General features: G+C 59.9%; 17 protein-coding genes and 1 riboswitch. Of the genes, 13 read left to right on the top strand and 4 right to left on the bottom strand.

Features of this window, described 5'->3' with window-relative positions; translation table 11 throughout:
* Positions 1 to 82 precede the first annotated feature (82 nt).
* On the bottom strand, positions 83 to 2425 hold the full coding sequence (locus CKV89_RS02965) for a transglycosylase domain-containing protein (RefSeq protein ID WP_051277634.1): 2343 nt from the start codon (positions 2423 to 2425) through the stop codon (positions 83 to 85).
* Between the two features lie 303 nt (positions 2426 to 2728).
* Here CKV89_RS02965 and CKV89_RS02970 point away from each other — a divergent pair, with 303 nt between their 5' ends.
* From CKV89_RS02970 to CKV89_RS02985, 4 genes are all read left to right on the top strand, one after another.
* Complete coding sequence (locus CKV89_RS02970) at positions 2729 to 3043, top strand: WhiB family transcriptional regulator (protein ID WP_095068446.1); 315 nt, start codon at positions 2729 to 2731, stop codon at positions 3041 to 3043.
* 84 nt (positions 3044 to 3127) lie between these two features.
* The gene (locus CKV89_RS02975; protein ID WP_095068448.1) at positions 3128 to 3286 is read left to right on the top strand and encodes a DUF4177 domain-containing protein; all 159 of its coding nucleotides are present in this window, start codon (positions 3128 to 3130) and stop codon (positions 3284 to 3286) included.
* 2 nt (positions 3287 to 3288) lie between these two features.
* Positions 3289 to 3756 carry a RidA family protein gene (locus CKV89_RS02980; RefSeq protein ID WP_028327536.1) on the top strand — a complete coding sequence of 156 codons (468 nt, stop codon included), beginning with the start codon at positions 3289 to 3291 and terminating at the stop codon, positions 3754 to 3756.
* Between the two features lie 83 nt (positions 3757 to 3839).
* Complete coding sequence (locus CKV89_RS02985; protein ID WP_231935432.1) at positions 3840 to 4553, top strand: MBL fold metallo-hydrolase; 714 nt, start codon at positions 3840 to 3842, stop codon at positions 4551 to 4553.
* Positions 4554 to 4699: 146 nt separating this feature from the next.
* Here the strand turns inward: CKV89_RS02985 and CKV89_RS02990 are convergent, their stop codons facing one another.
* On the bottom strand, positions 4700 to 5164 hold the full coding sequence (locus CKV89_RS02990) for a hypothetical protein (RefSeq protein WP_154657675.1): 465 nt from the start codon (positions 5162 to 5164) through the stop codon (positions 4700 to 4702).
* Positions 5165 to 5276: 112 nt separating this feature from the next.
* A riboswitch (cobalamin riboswitch) is annotated at positions 5277 to 5451 on the top strand.
* Between the two features lie 63 nt (positions 5452 to 5514).
* Here CKV89_RS02990 and CKV89_RS02995 point away from each other — a divergent pair.
* From CKV89_RS02995 to CKV89_RS03010, 4 genes are read left to right on the top strand one after another with little or no spacing between them, the layout of a single operon-like run.
* Complete coding sequence (locus CKV89_RS02995) at positions 5515 to 6492, top strand: ABC transporter substrate-binding protein (RefSeq protein ID WP_051277635.1); 978 nt, start codon at positions 5515 to 5517, stop codon at positions 6490 to 6492.
* On the top strand, positions 6489 to 7520 hold the full coding sequence (locus tag CKV89_RS03000; protein WP_028327540.1) for a FecCD family ABC transporter permease: 1032 nt from the start codon (positions 6489 to 6491) through the stop codon (positions 7518 to 7520). The genes CKV89_RS02995 and CKV89_RS03000 overlap by 4 nt, the downstream gene beginning before the upstream one ends.
* The gene (locus tag CKV89_RS03005) at positions 7517 to 8281 is read left to right on the top strand and encodes an ABC transporter ATP-binding protein (RefSeq protein ID WP_028327541.1); all 765 of its coding nucleotides are present in this window, start codon (positions 7517 to 7519) and stop codon (positions 8279 to 8281) included. The genes CKV89_RS03000 and CKV89_RS03005 overlap by 4 nt, the downstream gene beginning before the upstream one ends.
* The gene (locus tag CKV89_RS03010; protein ID WP_051277636.1) at positions 8278 to 8955 is read left to right on the top strand and encodes a (2Fe-2S) ferredoxin domain-containing protein; all 678 of its coding nucleotides are present in this window, start codon (positions 8278 to 8280) and stop codon (positions 8953 to 8955) included. The genes CKV89_RS03005 and CKV89_RS03010 overlap by 4 nt, the downstream gene beginning before the upstream one ends.
* Here the strand turns inward: CKV89_RS03010 and CKV89_RS03015 are convergent.
* Positions 8949 to 9551, bottom strand: coding sequence for a Crp/Fnr family transcriptional regulator (locus tag CKV89_RS03015; RefSeq protein ID WP_095068566.1), 603 nt, complete (start codon positions 9549 to 9551; stop codon positions 8949 to 8951). The two genes, CKV89_RS03010 and CKV89_RS03015, sit on opposite strands and share 7 nt — an antisense overlap.
* A gap of 210 nt (positions 9552 to 9761) precedes the next feature.
* Here CKV89_RS03015 and CKV89_RS03020 point away from each other — a divergent pair, with 210 nt between their 5' ends.
* From CKV89_RS03020 to nrdF, 5 genes are all read left to right on the top strand, one after another.
* Complete coding sequence (locus CKV89_RS03020; RefSeq protein WP_051277637.1) at positions 9762 to 10970, top strand: MarP family serine protease; 1209 nt, start codon at positions 9762 to 9764, stop codon at positions 10968 to 10970.
* Positions 10971 to 11330: 360 nt separating this feature from the next.
* Complete coding sequence (gene nrdH, locus CKV89_RS03025; RefSeq protein ID WP_028327543.1) at positions 11331 to 11591, top strand: glutaredoxin-like protein NrdH; 261 nt, start codon at positions 11331 to 11333, stop codon at positions 11589 to 11591.
* A 4-nt stretch (positions 11592 to 11595) separates the two neighbouring features.
* Positions 11596 to 12018 carry a class Ib ribonucleoside-diphosphate reductase assembly flavoprotein NrdI gene (nrdI, locus tag CKV89_RS03030; RefSeq protein ID WP_051277638.1) on the top strand — a complete coding sequence of 141 codons (423 nt, stop codon included), beginning with the start codon at positions 11596 to 11598 and terminating at the stop codon, positions 12016 to 12018.
* The gene (gene nrdE, locus CKV89_RS03035) at positions 12015 to 14174 is read left to right on the top strand and encodes a class 1b ribonucleoside-diphosphate reductase subunit alpha (RefSeq protein WP_028327545.1); all 2160 of its coding nucleotides are present in this window, start codon (positions 12015 to 12017) and stop codon (positions 14172 to 14174) included. Before nrdI ends, nrdE begins: the two co-directional genes overlap by 4 nt.
* A 30-nt stretch (positions 14175 to 14204) precedes the next feature.
* Positions 14205 to 15179, top strand: coding sequence for a class 1b ribonucleoside-diphosphate reductase subunit beta (nrdF, locus tag CKV89_RS03040; RefSeq protein ID WP_028327546.1), 975 nt, complete (start codon positions 14205 to 14207; stop codon positions 15177 to 15179).
* Positions 15180 to 15440: 261 nt separating this feature from the next.
* On the opposite strand, the gene CKV89_RS03045 is transcribed toward nrdF, so the two are convergent.
* Positions 15441 to 15977: a phage holin family protein gene (locus tag CKV89_RS03045; RefSeq protein WP_051277639.1), complete on the bottom strand. Its 537-nt coding sequence runs from the start codon at positions 15975 to 15977 to the stop codon at positions 15441 to 15443.
* Positions 15978 to 15987 lie beyond the last annotated feature (10 nt).

Consider the following 15987-nt stretch of genomic DNA (forward strand, 5'->3'; position numbering starts at 1 on the left):
TGACAGATGCAGTGTTGAGGGCGCCTACACCGATAGGTGCCAGCGCCCCCAACACTGCATCTACACGTTTTTCCTTGCGGGTTTACTCATCGGGTCCGCTGGAGAGCGTGATGGTGACCGTGCTCCCGCGGCTGGTTTGCGATCCTGCCATTGGTGTGATCTGCGCTACGCGGCCGTAATCAATATTCTCCGAGGGCATTTTCTCGGAGTTGATCTTGACCTTGAAGCCGTCACTTTCGAGTTGCTTCTTAGCCGAGTTCAGGCTTCGTCCCACCACGTCCGGGACCTCGGCAGTCTCTGAAGCAGGAGTTCCTTGCCCTGGTTTGCTGGGGTTTTGTTGGAATTCGAGCTTGGGCATGCCCTTGGATGCTTCATTCATCACTGCGGTCCAGATCGGGCCAGCGTAGGTAGATCCGTACACGTGCGGCTGAGGCAGCTGCGCGTTGGGGCGTCCGACCCACGCGGCAGTGGCCAGCTGAGGAGTGAACCCAGCGAACCAGGTGTGCACACTCGCGTCGGCGGTTCCTGTTTTACCTGCTGCGACTCGGCCATCTGCCAGAGCCATCTGTTCACCGGTAGCTCCGGGAGAGATAACGGATTCAAGGATGCGGGTGGTGTCGTAGGCGACTTTTTGGCTGATTGCTTGACGGCAGTTCGCGCCTCGAATGGGGAAAACCTTGCCGTGGAAGTCGCTGACTTTCGTCACGGGGACTGGCTCACAGTATTTACCGCCGGCTGCCAGGGTGGCGTAGGCCGAGGCCAGGGTGAGGGGAGAAGCGTTGTCTGCGCCGAGGATGACGTTCGGGACGAATTTGGTTCCGTACTTCTGCCCGTATCCGGTGTGTAGCCCCATCCTTCCCATGACATCGACGATGTTGCAGACCCCTACCTGGGAGGCCAGTTCAACGAAGGCAGTGTTCACGGATTTTTGGGTGGCTTTTTTCAAGCTCATAGGGCCGAACTCGTTGCCTTCGTGGTTCTTGGGCTGGAAGGGGCGGCCAATAAAGCCACACTTGTTTCCACCAAGTTGGGAGACCGAGTAGGGCGTGTGGTTAGGGGGGACTTGAAGGACAGTGTCCGGGGACATGCCTTTTTCTAGAGCAGCGACTAGGTTGAAAGGCTTGGCAGTTGAACCGATCTGGAAACCGCCGGAAGCTCCGTATTTGGCATCTACGCTCCAGTTCACGGTGGTCTCTACGCCAGCTTCGCCAGAGCCTTGCCCGTAGTTGGTGTTTTGGGCGGTGGCAATAACTTTTCCGGTTCCGGGTTGTACAACAGCAACGGCAGCCCCGCGGCTCTTGCTGTCTTCCACAGGGGCACGTTTGATGAGTTCTTCGCGGGCGAAGGCAGCGAGCTTGGGATCGAAAGGTGTCTCGATTTTCAGCCCTTTGCGGTAGAGGGCATTGCGGCGGCTCTTGCGGTCTTTACCCAGGGAAGGCTGGTCTAGGAGCCAGTTGACGACGTATTCGCAGAAGTACGGGGACCCCGAGGCGTTGCAGGACTGTTTCGGCAAGCTTGGTTTGAGTCCTAGGGGCGTGTTGGTTGCCTCGTCGTGCTCTTCTGCGGTGATGACGTGAGAAGAAAGCATTCGGTCTAGCACGGCGTTGCGGCGTTTGAGTGTTTCTTCGGGGCGTTCGAATGGGTTGGTGTAGCTGGGGCGCTGCACCTGTCCTGCGATCATCGCGGCTTCGGGCAGGGTGAGTTTGGAAGCGCGTTTGCTGAAGTAGCGTTGCGATGCAGCTTCGACGCCGTACGCTCCTGCGCCGTAGTAGACGAGGTTGAGGTAGCCCTCGAGAACTTGTTCTTTGCTGAGGTTATCTTCCAGGGCGATGGCGTATTTCATCTCCTGGAGTTTGCGGACGATGCCAGCGACGCCGCCGCGTTCTAGAGCTGCTGCAACGCCAGCTTCGTTGTCAGATTTCAGGGCGGTAGTGACCAGGGTTTGGCGGACGTATTGCTGTGTGATGGTGGACGCTCCCTGGGTGTCGCCGCGCAGTGTGGCGAATAGGGCGCGGGCTACGCCTCGGGGATCAACGCCGCTGTGCTCGTAAAAACGCTCATCTTCGATTGCGATCTGTGCTTTACGCATGATCGGGGCGATTTCATCGAGGGAGACCACTTGGCGGTTGTCTTCGGCCAGGGTGGCGATGGTGGAGCCGTCTGCGGCCAGGATGCGTGTTTGTTGTGAAGCGGGGGAGGCCGTGAATTCTGCGGGCATGGCATCGAACGAAGCCACGATGGATTTAGTGGCTAGGCCGCCTGCTCCAACGACGGGCATGAAGATTCCTGCGACGAGGACTCCTAGAACAGTTGACCCGGCGACAACTCCACCCAGTAGACGGAACGCGGAATGAAGCCCCTCGCGTTGCTCCGGCGCCGCATTCTGCTCGTGATCAGACGCGGGGACGGTGGGGTCATTCGTCATGTAGTCAAGGTTACGTCCCGTCGGAGGTGACGTCCCTTTTGGACGATGTCGTGTTGCGCCGCTGCAGCGGAGTAATAAGCCGAGATAGGCCATGCCTTAGGCATTATTTATGCCCCTATAAAGCGTTAATTGTGATCCAGATCACATCAACTCTAAGAGGTGCTGGGGCACTCTCTCACAGTCCTGTCGTCTATGGGGACTTTCAGGACAACCTGTATTGCAAATCCCTCCCGGTCTGTGTCTAAGATCGATTTCACAGCGCGAAGCGTCAACGCGGCCGCCAGCGTATTGAAGGGTTGAGTTGTGATTACTGAAACGCCCGAAACAACGTTCGAAGAGTCTATCGAGCATTGGTCAGCAAGGGCTTGGTGCAGGACTGTTGGTCCGGATGAGCTTTTTGTGGAAGGAAAAGCTCAACAACGCGCTAAGAGGATCTGCCGCAATTGCGAAGTAGTTATCGATTGCCTCGCAGAAGCCTTAGATGAGCGCATTGAATTCGGTGTTTGGGGAGGCATGACCGAACGCGAACGTCGCAAGATGCTGCGCCTACACCCAGAGGTCACCGACTGGAAACGCGTCTTCGAAGACACCAACCGTACTGCCAAAGTAGCCGGGTAAAAATATCCCTTACATGAGTTACTGAATCCCAGTTGTGTGATAGCCGCGCTCGTTCTGTTCTGTGGAAATAGATAGGCTTGCTTCATGAAAAAATGGGAATATGCGACCGCGCCGATCATTCCGCACGCGACGCAGCAAATTTTGAACAACTGGGGTATTGACGGTTGGGAACTAGTCCAGGTCGTCACTACCGATACCGGAAATCTCGTGGCTTATTTCAAACGTCCTCTGCAGGAGGACTGAACATGAGTTCCGTTGAACAACGATTGCAAGAGATTGGCTTAGCGCTACCCGAAGTAGCAGTTCCCGTAGGTTCATACGTTCCCGCCAAAGCCGACGGGCGGCGTATCCATACCTCCGGCCAACTTCCCCTCGTTAATGGATCCCTCCCCGTCACAGGAAAAGTAGGTGCCGAGGTCTGCGTCGAACAGGCGCAAGAACTAGCGCGAACCTGCGCGCTCAACGCCATCGCCGCAGTTAAATCAGTAGTAGGCGACCTCGACCAGGTCCAGAGCGTTGTCAAAGTTGTTGGCTTCGTCGCCAGCGACCCAACATTCACCCAGCAGCCCGCCGTCATCAACGGCGCCTCCGACCTGCTCGCACAAGCTTTCGGAGACATCGGCGTGCACGCACGCAGCGCTGTTGGAGTGGCAGTCCTGCCCATGGATGCCCCTGTCGAAGTCGAAATCGTCGTAGCGCTACGCGAGGAATGACCCTGCTCGAACAGTCACAAAGCCCCGGAGACGGAGCACCATCACCGTTCGTGACGGTGCTGCGTGCCCCGAACCCGGGGCCCATGACACTCGAAGGAACCAACACCTACATCCTTCGCGCCCCAGGCAAAAAACACAGCATCATCATCGACCCCGGCCCCGCTGACCCCACCCACATTGCCACCATTCTCACCACCGCCACCAGCGACGAAGCCGAAATCTCTCACCTGCTGCTCACACACCATCACGCAGACCACGCAGCCGCGGTCCCCCTGATCGAAAAAGCCACCGGCCTACAGGCCCTATCCATCGGCACCTCCACTCTCACCGACGGGCAAACACTGCACGCCGAGGGACTGACCCTGCACGTCATCGCCACCCCTGGCCACACCGCAGACTCCACCACCTTCCGGCTCCACGAAGCCCCCCTGCTATTCACCGGCGACACCATCTTGGGCCGCGGCACCACATACCTGGACTACCCCGACGGAACCCTTACCGACTACCTAGACACACTCCACCTGCTCATTGACCTGCTACGAGACAAAGGCGAGCACGCACTCCTGCCCGGGCACGGCCCCACCCGCCCCCATACCGCCCCCATCCTGAACGCCTACATCCAGCACCGCACCACCCGCCTGCGCCAAATCCGCGCTGCACGCGACAGCGGAGCCGGCACTGACATCGAAGCCATCACCAACAACGTCTACCGCGACCAACCCGAAAGCGTCCTGGCCGCAGCGCGCATCTGCGTAGCAGCCCAGCTCGATCACCTCCGCCACCACGACACCCTGTGACCCACACCCACTGCGACCAGCAACAAAACGCCCATGACCATCATGGGTCCGCAAGGGTTCGCCGAAACATTGCGAGTTAAAGCGTTCCTGTTAGGGACACACAACAGGGTAAGAGCCGACTTCGATGTTCTGAATGGAAATCGCGGTCAGTTGGCCGTTGGTCTCTGCGAGAGACGTTTGGAAAGCTTCGCGCTGTCTCGCGCTATTTCTTCCAAATCCGCTGTAGGCCAGCTAGCGTCCGGCGACTTAGAGCCAACAATCATGACTTCTGTGATGTATTCAGTTATTTCATCCACCTTCGCTGCAAGGTAACGACCCCACATCACAAGCCCGCGATCCGTTGCATCCGGCTGATCGACCAGCACAAGAACGTAGTTCGCCAAAAGCTCCCCTACCAGCTTGGGTGGGAGCGTCGCACCTGAAGCGGCGAGCACAGTTTGGATGAACTTGTCGAAACGCTCACCATTGGCCTCTTTCCAATCCCAGTTGTACCCACAGTTCCAGTCTTCGGGCGCGGCCGACCTGGGGTCTGCCACCACACCAGCAACATCACCCTTCTCCACACGTTCGACAAAACCTGCCAGCACTTCATCCGGCATCTCATCCCGCATTGCCTCACCCATCCGTTACTAATCTTCCCTTGAGGGGGGTAGGTCACATTCTCGAGCTGCTTGCGCTATCCCTTAGCCGAAGAAAATACGACTCCGTAGCCACCAAAACCACTGCTACGCTGAAAAAGCCAGTCGCCCACGAGGCCAGGGAATCCGGTGCAAAACCGGAACTGACGCGCAGCGGTAAGGGAGACGGGCGGGGCACACACGCCACTGGAGCACTCTGGGAAGGCGCCCCGCACCGAACGACCCCAAGTCCGAATACCTGTTGGTGATCGCCCCGTCACCCGCGGGCGCGGATCGAGAATCAGGCCTCGCGACCCAGGCCCACCGGTCCCAGGAGCCACACCGTGCGCCCACACCCCCGCCACATCACCGCAGCCACCTGCACCCTCCTCCTTGCCGCCTGCGCCGGCGCACCCACCTCACCCACCAACACCAACAGCAACACCGCACCCATCACCCTTACCAACTGCGGCGAAAAAATCACCGTCACCACCCCACCACGCAGACTCGTCACCCTCAACCAAGGCGCCACCGAAACAGCACTCGCCCTAGGCCTGGCCCCCCGCATGGCAGGCACCGCCTACCTCGACGACACCATCGCCCCCACCTACAAAACCGCCTACGCAACCGTCCCCGTACTCGCCAAGGAATACCCCAGCAAAGAACAATTCCTCGCAGCCAAACCCGACTTCGCCTACTCCGCCTACGCCAGCGCTTTCACCGATAAAGCCGTCGGCACCCGAAACGAACTCACCTCCGAAGGCATCAACACCTACACCAGCCCCTTCGGATGCCCCAAAGGCACCCCCACCGCCGAAGCCACCTTCGAAAACGGCTGGAACGAAATCGCCGAAATCGCCAAAATCTTCGCCGTCACCCCCACCGCTGACGCCCTCATCACCACCCAGAAAAAACACCTCGACGAAATCCGCACCAAAGCCACCGGCAAAAACCACACCATCTTCTGGTACGACTCCGGCGACAAAACCCCCACCGTTGGCGCCGGAGCAGGCGGCCCACACCTGATCATGAACGCCGTCGGCGCCACCAACATCTTCGACAACCTCCCCGGAGGCTGGAGCGAAGCCTCATGGGAAAAAGTCGTCGCCGCCAACCCCGATGTCATCGTCCTGGCCGACGCCAGCTGGAACACCGCCGAAAAAAAGAAAAATCACCTCACCAACGACCCGGTCCTATCCCAACTCGACGCCGTAAAAAACAACCGATTCATCACAATCCCCTTCAGCGAAAGCACACCCGGAGTCCGCCTCGTCGACGGCGCCCGCTCCGTCAGCGACCAACTCGCCCAACTCGACAAGTGACCCGCTTCATCTACACCGCAGCCACCCTCACCCTCCTCCTGGCTGCCAGCAGCATCATCGTCCTAGGAATCGGATCCGTCCCCATCCCACCCACCGACGTCATCGACGTCATCGCCCGCCGCACCCACCTCATCCACGGCGACCACGTCACCATCTTCACCGACCGCATCATCTGGGAACTACGCCTACCCCGCATCGTGGCCACCATCGCAGTCGGCGCCGCCCTAGCCCAATGCGGATGCGTCCTCCAATCACTCACCGGCAACGACCTCGCCGACCCCTACCTCCTGGGTATCTCCAGCGGAGCAGCCGTCGGCGCCGTCGCCGCCATCATCCTCGGCTGGACCATCCCCGGACTACCCCCAGCAGTAGCCACCACCGTCACCGCCTTCATCGGCGCAATCGCAGCCCTGGCCCTGGTCCTGGGGCTTGCCACCGGCCGCTCCGGCGCACTCCCACCCGGACGAACCATCCTCGCCGGAATAGCCATCAGCCAACTCGCTGGCGCATTCACCTCCTTCGTCGTCATGATCTTCGGTGGCTACTCCGGAGCCCGTGAAGTCATGACCTGGATGCTCGGCTCCTTCAGCGGCATCCGCGCCCCACACGCCTGGCTCATCACCATCACCACCCTGCTCGCCACCGCAGCGCTCATCACCTCCGCCCGCACCCTCGACGCCTTCGCCTTCGGAGAAACCTCCGCCCGCTCCCTAGGCATCCGCGTCGAACACACCCGCTGGGCACTCTTCACCGGATGCGCCCTACTGACCGCAACCGCCGTCGCCACCGTCGGCCCCATCGGCTTCGTCGGACTGACCATCCCACACATCATGCGCCTGATCATCGGACCAACCCACCGCCGCCTGCTCCCCACATCCGCCCTCGCAGGCGCACTCCTGCTCCTGTGGTCCGACACTGCAGCTCGCGCACTCAACCCTGGCCAAGAAATCCCCATTGGAGTCATCACCGCCGCTATCGGAGCCCCCGTCCTCGTAGCCCTCCTGAGAAACCACGCCCGCCACTCATGAACATCACCACACACAACCTCAGCTGGAACACTCACGGACGCGACATCGTCACCCACCTCAACCTCACCATCCCGGCCGCCGCAACCACCGCCATCGTCAGCCCCAACGGATGCGGAAAAACCACCACCCTTCACCTCCTCGCCGGCATACGCCGCCCCACCACCGGAAGCATCCACTTCAACGACGACGACGTCACCCACATGCCACCACGCCACCGCGCCCGCCTCTGCGCGCTCCTCGAACAACACCCCCACACGCCCCTCGACCTCACCACCCGAGACATCGTCGAACTCGGACGCACACCACACCGCGGACGATGGCACCACCCCACCGACACTGACGCCGTCACCACCGCCATGCACACCGCAGGAATCACCCACCTCGCCGACCGAACCTGGCCCACCCTCTCCGGCGGAGAACGCCAACGCGTACAGCTGGCCCGTGCTCTGGCCCAAGAACCCCGCATCCTCCTGCTCGACGAACCCACCAACCACCTCGACCTACGCCACCAAATCAGCCTCCTACACACCGTCTGCGCCCTGAACCTCACCGTCGTCGCTGTCCTGCACGACCTCGACCTCGCCGCCGCCTTCTGCGAACACATCATCGTCATGAACCACGGACGCATCATCGCCACAGGCCCTACCCGCACCACCCTCACCACCAAACTCATCGCCGACGTCTTCGGCGTCAACACCCGCATCCAACACGCCGAACGCACCCACATCACCTGGACAGGACTTACCGGAAAACAACCATGACCACACTCGTCCTAGTCACCATCGACCTCACCGACCCCCACCCCCAGGACACCATCAACCAAGCCGCCACCTGCCTACACGCTCAGGTCGCCGCCCTCCAAGGCAACAACCACCCCTCGCTCACCCACACCCTGGACACCCTCGAAGCACAAAACACCCAACATGTACTGCTCATCCCCATCACCTGCGACAATGCCGCCACCGGCCCCTCAGCCACCGGCCCCTCATGGGTGCGCCGCGTGGCCGGACACTGGAAACGCACCCGCAACTCCAGCATGGACATCGACGTCATCACTAAGCCCGTACACGACCCGACCACCTACAACCCCGATGAACAGCCACGACGAGCCGTCACTGGACACGAAGCCCCACTACACAACCCCACCTGGGAACAACCACCACCCCATACCCATCACGTCCTGCTCTGCCGCGGGCCACGCTGCAATGCCCAAGGAGCCGACGCCATCGCCACCCGAATACGCGACGAACTACGCCACCGCGACTTGCTCGACAACGGCGTACTCCTGACCCAAACCGGCTGCCTCTACCCCTGCAACCGTGCCCCAGTCATCGTCATCCACCCCGACGGAACATGGCATGGACCGGTCGACGAGGACGACATCCCCGTCCTCGTCGACCAGAACCTCACCGAAGCAACACAACCGCCTCAGTGAGCTCGACGGGTCAAACGCTCCACGTCGAGAAGTACCACCGCACGGGTCTCCAAACGGATCCACCCACGCGTCGCGAAATCAGCAAGCGCCTTGTTCACCGTCTCGCGAGAAGCACCCACCAACTGGGCCAGCTCTTCCTGAGTGAGATCGTGCGGAACCAGAAGACCATCGTCGATCTCCTGGCCAAAACGGTGCGACAAATCAATGAGAGCCTTCGCCACCCGGCCCGGAACATCCGTGAAGACAAGATCGGCAAGAGAATCGTTCGTACGACGCAACCGACGCGCCAACGAAGCCAGCAGCGCTGAAGCCACCTGGGGATGATCAGGCAGGAACGCAGCCAGCTGCTCGTGCGTAAGACCAATCAGTTCCGTGTTGGCAATCGCTGTGGCCGTCGCGTTACGGTCACCCGGATCAAACACCGTCAACTCGCCCAAAAGCTCACCCGGGCCGAGCACAGCGACGAGGTTCTCGCGCCCATCGATGCTCGCGCGTCCGAGCTTGATCTTCCCGGAGACGATGACGTACAGGCGGTCGCCGCGGTCGCCCTCACGGAAGAGGACTGAACCGCGCGCCACATGCGTCGAGGTCATCATCGACTGAAGTGCATGGACATCGGTGTCGCTCAGCGCCGAGAAAAGAGGCGCCTGCCTGACAAGATCGTTGAGAGCCACGAGGTAAGTGTGCCAGACCAGCGGTGTTCGTGAGCATGACGTGCATCGACACGAAAGCTCCCGAAAGCCCTGGCAGGCCACAAAAACTGAGGCGTTAACCACAAACACGCCATAACGACGAGGGAGAATGTGATGAACGGAACGGTCGCGTGGGCGCCCTGGGGCCTGGTGGTCGATGCCGTCGTCCTTCTCATCCTCTGGACCTCAGTAACGAGCGGATGGCGACGAGGGTTCATCGGAAGTCTTTTTGGCGCAGCAGGATTCGCTGCTGGAGGAATTCTTGGTGTTGCTGTTCTGCCCGGAGCGCTCGCCAATAAGCTCCCTCCGCAGTGGGCTGCCTCAGAAGCAGCCATCTTGGTCATGCTCATCCTAGTCCTGGCAGCTATTACCCAAGGGGTCCTCGAGCGTATAGCAATGCCGCTCATCAGCTGCATTCGAGCTTCCTGGGCGCGCTATACCGATGCATTCGGTGGCGCAGCTGTGCAATTCACCGTCGCAGCCGTGGCGCTCTGGGTGGCTACCGGGCTGCTCGCGCTCTCGCCTATCCCAGCGCTCAAAGATGGAATCTCTGCATCCCGCTCATTGCACGTGGTGGACAACGTCATGCCCGCTACTCGAGACGCTGTGCTGGAACAGGCACTCGTCGCTCTCGACGCCTACCAATTCCCCCGAGTCTTCACCGACCAAGAACCACCTGACGTTCGTAGTGTCCAGCCCCCAGACAAGGCCATCGCATCCAATGAGGCACTCCGAGCTGCCAGCGAATCCATCTACCGAATCGATGCGCTTGCGCTGCGATGCAACCGCTCCCAAGAAGGCACCGGATGGGCACTGACCTCCGACACCATCGTCACCAACGCTCACGTCGTTGCTGGAGCTGACCGCATCAGCGTCCGAGTGAAAAATGAACGCCACTCGGCTCATCTCATCGCTTTCGACCCAGCCCGTGACCTTGCACTGCTCAAAGTTGAAGACTTGCAAGCCCAGCCGCTACCGAGAGCAGAGCGAGTTTCTCGCAAAGAAGCGCTCTTTATGGCCGGATATCCACTCGGAGGCCCTTACTCCACCCAGCCAGGGCGTATCGCTACCCGCATGAACGCCCGTGGCGCCGACATTTACGGTCAAGGTCAGGCGATACGCCAGATCTACGTTGTGCGTGGTGATGTGCGTCCTGGGAATTCTGGCGGCCCAGCACTGACCGTGGATGGTCGTGTCGCCGGAGTCGTTTTCGCTCGTTCAACGACAGAGAACGAAACCGCCTATGTTCTTACTCTCAAAGAACTCGACGAATTCCTCACCGAACGGCCTGCTCCGCCAGCTCAGACGCTTTGCGCTGCGTGAAAAAACTCAACACGCCGGAGAGCGGTGCATTCGCGCGCGTGCACCCATGCCCCTACAATCACTTGTGCTGGATCGCCGGATCAGCCCCCACATCTTGGGGTTGAGAACGCGGTACCGTGAAGAGCCCCAGAAACAATTCAGGGCCTTCCCGCAGCGGCCAGAGGGAACGACAGGCGAAACAAGCACCAGCCCACCAGCTAGGAGCAGCGCCCAGTAGACGAACGCATCACGCGATCGCCCCCCAACCGCGAACATCTACCAGCACCCCGGGTCCGCCCGGTTATCGGCCAACGGTCGCGCAGGAAACCGGGCGCGTTATTGCGCACGCCCTCCGGCGCGCCCCCGCTTCGAGGAGAGAGCATGTCGACCATCGAAACCCCAGAATCACTCACCGTGTACAGCAAGCCCTCCTGTGTCCAGTGCAACGCAACCTACCGCGCCCTCGACAAGGCAGGACTGCCCTACGAAGTGGTCGACCTCACCGCCGATGAGAACGCTCTCACCCACGTCATGTCCCTAGGCCACACCCAGGCCCCAGTAGTCATCCACGGCGACGAACACTGGTCCGGCTACCGCCCCGACCTCATCAAAGCCGCAGCAGCCCGCGCAAACGCAGCCTGACCCCATGGACGCGCCCGCACCGGGCGCGGACACCCCGGCGACCCACCTGGTCTATTTCTCCTCGACCTCGGAGAACACACACCGATTCGTGCAGAAACTCGGATGCACAGCACAACGCATCCCCCTACGACCCGGTGAACCTCACCTTCAGGTGACACAGCCGTACGTTCTCGTACTGCCCACCTACGGAGGCGGCCGTCACGGCGGTGCCGTGCCCAAACAAGTCATCAAATTCCTCAACGACCCCCACAACCGACACCTCATCCGAGGGGTGATCGCCGGAGGCAACACCAACTTTGGTGTCGCCTACGGCCTCGCCGGTGACATCGTGGCCGCCAAATGCCACATCCCACTCCTGTACAGATTCGAACTCATGGGCACACCCGACGACGTCGAGAAAGTCCGCGAAAGGCTGCGCGCACAATGACCTCCACCCTCCTGACCGACACCGGCTCCGAGTCCGTCTCATCTACCGCCGCCGACTACCACGCCCTCAATGCCATGCTCAACCTCTACGACGAGCACGGCAAAATCCAGTTCGACGCAGACAAACAAGCAGCCCGCCAGTACTTCCTCCAGCACGTCAACCAAAACACCGTCTTCTTCCACTCACTCCAAGAAAAACTCGACTACCTCGTCGAAAACGGCTACTACGAAGCTGGCGTCCTCGAGCAATACGACTTCGAATTCATCAAATCCCTCTTCAAACGCGCCTACGACGCCAAATTCCGGTTCCCCACCTTCATGGGCGCGTTCAAGTACTACACGTCCTACACACTCAAAACCTTCGACGGCACCCGCTACCTCGAACGCTACGAAGACCGCGTCTGCATGGTCGCCCTGACCCTCGCCGACGGAAACCGTGAGCTCGCCCCCCGCATCGTCGACGAAATCCTCACCGGCCGTTTCCAGCCCGCAACCCCCACCTTCCTCAACGCTGGAAAAGCCCAGCGCGGAGAACTGGTCTCCTGCTTCCTCCTGCGCGTCGAAGACAACATGGAGTCAATCGCCCGGGCTATCAACTCCTCACTGCAACTATCCAAACGCGGTGGCGGTGTCGCACTAAGCCTGACCAACCTCCGCGAATCCGGCGCACCGATCAAACGCGTCGAAAACCAGTCCTCCGGCGTCGTGCCCGTCATGAAACTCCTCGAGGACTCCTTCTCCTATGCCAACCAACTCGGCGCACGCCAAGGCGCTGGCGCCGTATACCTCAACGCCCACCACCCCGACATCCTCACCTTCCTAGACACCAAGCGCGAGAACGCTGACGAGAAAATCCGCATCAAAACCCTCTCCCTGGGTGTCGTCATCCCCGACATCACCTTCGAACTGGCCCGCAACAACGAAGACATGTACCTCTTCAGCCCCTACGACGTAGAACGCGTCTACGGGAAAGCCTTCAGCGAGATTAGCGTCACCGAGAAATACCGCGAAATGGTGAACGACTCCCGCATCAGCAAACGCAAAATTAGCGCCCGCCGCTTCTTCCAGGTACTCGCAGAAATCCAGTTCGAATCCGGATACCCCTACATCCTCTTCGAAGACACCGTCAACGCCGCCAACCCCATCGACGGCCGCGTCACCATGTCCAACCTCTGCTCCGAAATCCTCCAGGTCTCCACACCCTCCACCTACAACGAAGACCTCAGCTACCAGGAAATCGGCAAAGACATCTCCTGCAACCTCGGGTCCCTGAACATCGCAAAAACCATGGACTCCCCTGACTTCGCAGGCACCATCGACACCGCAGTCCGTGCCCTCACCGCAGTCAGCGACCACTCCAACATCGCCTGCGCACCCAGCATCGAAAAAGGCAACGCCCAAAGCCACGCCATCGGCCTAGGCCAAATGAACCTGCACGGCTACCTGGCCCGCGAGCGAATCCACTACGGCTCCGAAGAAGGCCTGGACTTCACCAACATGTACTTCTACACGGTGACCTTCCACGCCATCGCAGCCTCCTGCCGCATCGCCCAAGAACGCAACATCACATTCGAAGGATTCGAACGCTCCGCCTACGCCAGCGGCGAATACTTCCGCAAATACATCGACAAAGAATGGACGCCCCGCACCCCCCGCGTCGCCCAGCTCTTCGCCGACTCCGGAATCCACATCCCCACACCCCAAGACTGGAAAGAACTCGCCGATCTGGTCGCCAAACACGGCCTCTACAACCAAAACCTCCAAGCCGTTCCACCCACCGGGTCGATCAGCTACATCAACCACTCCACCAGCTCGATTCACCCCATCGTCGCCAAAGTGGAAATCCGCAAAGAAGGCAAAATCGGTCGCGTCTACTATCCCGCGCCCTACATGACCAACGACAACCTCGAGTTCTACGCCGACGCCTACGAAATCGGCCCCGAAAAAATCATCGACACCTACGCTGAAGCCACCCAGCACGTTGACCAGGGCCTATCCCTCACCCTGTTCTTCCCCGACACCGTCACCACCCGTGACATCAACAAAGCGCAGATCTACGCCTGGCGTAAAGGCATCAAAACCCTCTACTACATCCGTCTGCGCCAGCTCGCCCTCCAAGGAACCGAAGTTGACGGCTGCGTCAGCTGCATGCTCTGACCCGCCGCCTGCAACCGATTGGAACCGCACATGACACGCAAACTCACCCTCGACCGCGGCATCCACGCCATCAACTGGAACCGCATCGAAGACCAACTCGACCAGGAAGTCTGGGACCGCGTCACCGGTAACTTCTGGCTGCCAGAGAAGGTGCCGCTCAGCAACGACATCCCCTCCTGGCGCACTCTCACCCCCCAAGAACAGGTCATGACCACCCGCGTCTTCACCGGGCTCACCCTGCTCGACACCATCCAGGGCACCGTTGGCGCCGTGGCCATGATCCCCGACTCCCGCACCCCCCATGAAGAAGCAGTTTTCACCAACTTCGCCTTCATGGAATCCGTGCACGCCAAGAGCTACAGCTCGATCTTCTCCACCTTGATCTCCACCGAAGAGATCGACCAGGCCTTCCGCTGGAGCGAAGAAAACGAGCACCTCCAACGCAAAGCCCAGATCATCCTCGACTATTACTACGGAGACGACGCCGAGAAGCGCAAAGTCTGCTCCGTCATGCTGGAATCGTTCCTCTTCTACTCCGGGTTCTACACCCCCATGTACTGGAGCAGCCGCGCCAAGCTGACAAACACCGCAGACCTCATCCGCCTCATCATCCGTGATGAAGCCGTCCACGGCTTCTACATCGGGTACAAGTGCCAGCAGGCACTAAAAGAGGCAGACCAGGCACGACGCGATGAAATCAAGGAATACACGTTCGACCTGCTCAACGAGCTCTACGACAACGAAGAGTCCTACGCTGAGTCCATGTACGACGAAATCGGATTCACCGAAGACGTCAAAATGTTCATGCGCTACAACGCCAACAAAGCGCTCATGAACCTTGGCTATGAGGCGCTGTTCCCGCCGAGCGCGACCGCTGTCTCACCGTCAATCCTGGCCGCGCTTTCCCCCAATGCTGACGAAAACCACGATTTCTTCTCTGGATCGGGATCGTCCTACGTCATGGGTAAAGCTGTCGACACCACCGACGACGACTGGGACTTCTGAGCCGTTACCTAACGGTCGCTAAAGGCTTGGTTCTGCAGAAAATCTGCAGAACCAAGCCTTTTACATGTATGTACGAACTAGATATTCGTCCAAAAACACAGCCAAAACTAAACCCGCACGCTTAAGTAGACAGAAAACCAACGGAGTCAGCTCACCCCTCAACAACGCCCACGGCCCGCCAACCTTTTGGTTGGCGGGCCGTGTTACAACGGATCAGACAGCTGGGTCACGATCCTGAATGCACTACGGAACAGCTCCCATTCAGTGGCGGATCTCAGGCGAGGAAGAAGCGTTCTCCAATCGCGCAGTGAAAGAAGAAGTCGCACCCGAAGCAAACGCATCCTGACGACGCACCGCAGCAGTGGCCTCACCGGACTTCGAACGCTTCAAAGAGTCCAGCGTGTCCTTCGTTGTCGCCACCGCGCGCTTAGGCGTCGGGTTCACCTCAGAGACCTTCGACTTACCGATGAACGCCACTCCAGCGGCCGCACCAAACAACAACAACGTGACGATCAGGTATCCCAGCCACGGAGCCAGCCCCAACGCAACCAAAGCCAGCGCAAGGGTGTGCAGCAAAAACACCAACCCGAACACAGCAAACACGGCTGCGACGATGAACATCGCCGCACCGACAACAGCTTTCTTCAAATCTTTCGTGATCTCGAGCTTGGCCAACTCGATCTCACTACGCACCAGGCTGGATACATCCTCCAGTGCAGAATTAATGAGACGCCCCAGCGACGGGTCCGCCGGACGCGACGCCTCAGGCTTCTCAGTGGGGGGAATATTAGTGGGCATATAGTGTCTC

Source organism: Dermatophilus congolensis, from assembly GCF_900187045.1.
Lineage (GTDB): Bacteria > Actinomycetota > Actinomycetes > Actinomycetales > Dermatophilaceae > Dermatophilus > Dermatophilus congolensis.

Coding starts and splice junctions, on each gene's coding strand:
- CKV89_RS02965 (WP_051277634.1), bottom strand. CDS start 2,425: ATGACGAATGACCCCACCGTCCCCGCGTCTGATCACGAGCAGAATGCG.
- CKV89_RS02975 (WP_095068448.1), top strand. CDS start 3,128: ATGAAAAAATGGGAATATGCGACCGCGCCGATCATTCCGCACGCGACG.
- CKV89_RS02980 (WP_028327536.1), top strand. CDS start 3,289: ATGAGTTCCGTTGAACAACGATTGCAAGAGATTGGCTTAGCGCTACCC.
- CKV89_RS02985 (WP_231935432.1), top strand. CDS start 3,840: ATGACACTCGAAGGAACCAACACCTACATCCTTCGCGCCCCAGGCAAA.
- CKV89_RS02990 (WP_154657675.1), bottom strand. CDS start 5,164: ATGCGGGATGAGATGCCGGATGAAGTGCTGGCAGGTTTTGTCGAACGT.
- CKV89_RS03005 (WP_028327541.1), top strand. CDS start 7,517: ATGAACATCACCACACACAACCTCAGCTGGAACACTCACGGACGCGAC.
- CKV89_RS03010 (WP_051277636.1), top strand. CDS start 8,278: ATGACCACACTCGTCCTAGTCACCATCGACCTCACCGACCCCCACCCC.
- CKV89_RS03015 (WP_095068566.1), bottom strand. CDS start 9,551: ATGATGACCTCGACGCATGTGGCGCGCGGTTCAGTCCTCTTCCGTGAG.
- CKV89_RS03020 (WP_051277637.1), top strand. CDS start 9,762: ATGAACGGAACGGTCGCGTGGGCGCCCTGGGGCCTGGTGGTCGATGCC.
- nrdH (WP_028327543.1), top strand. CDS start 11,331: ATGTCGACCATCGAAACCCCAGAATCACTCACCGTGTACAGCAAGCCC.
- nrdI (WP_051277638.1), top strand. CDS start 11,596: ATGGACGCGCCCGCACCGGGCGCGGACACCCCGGCGACCCACCTGGTC.
- nrdE (WP_028327545.1), top strand. CDS start 12,015: ATGACCTCCACCCTCCTGACCGACACCGGCTCCGAGTCCGTCTCATCT.
- nrdF (WP_028327546.1), top strand. CDS start 14,205: ATGACACGCAAACTCACCCTCGACCGCGGCATCCACGCCATCAACTGG.
- CKV89_RS03045 (WP_051277639.1), bottom strand. CDS start 15,977: ATGCCCACTAATATTCCCCCCACTGAGAAGCCTGAGGCGTCGCGTCCG.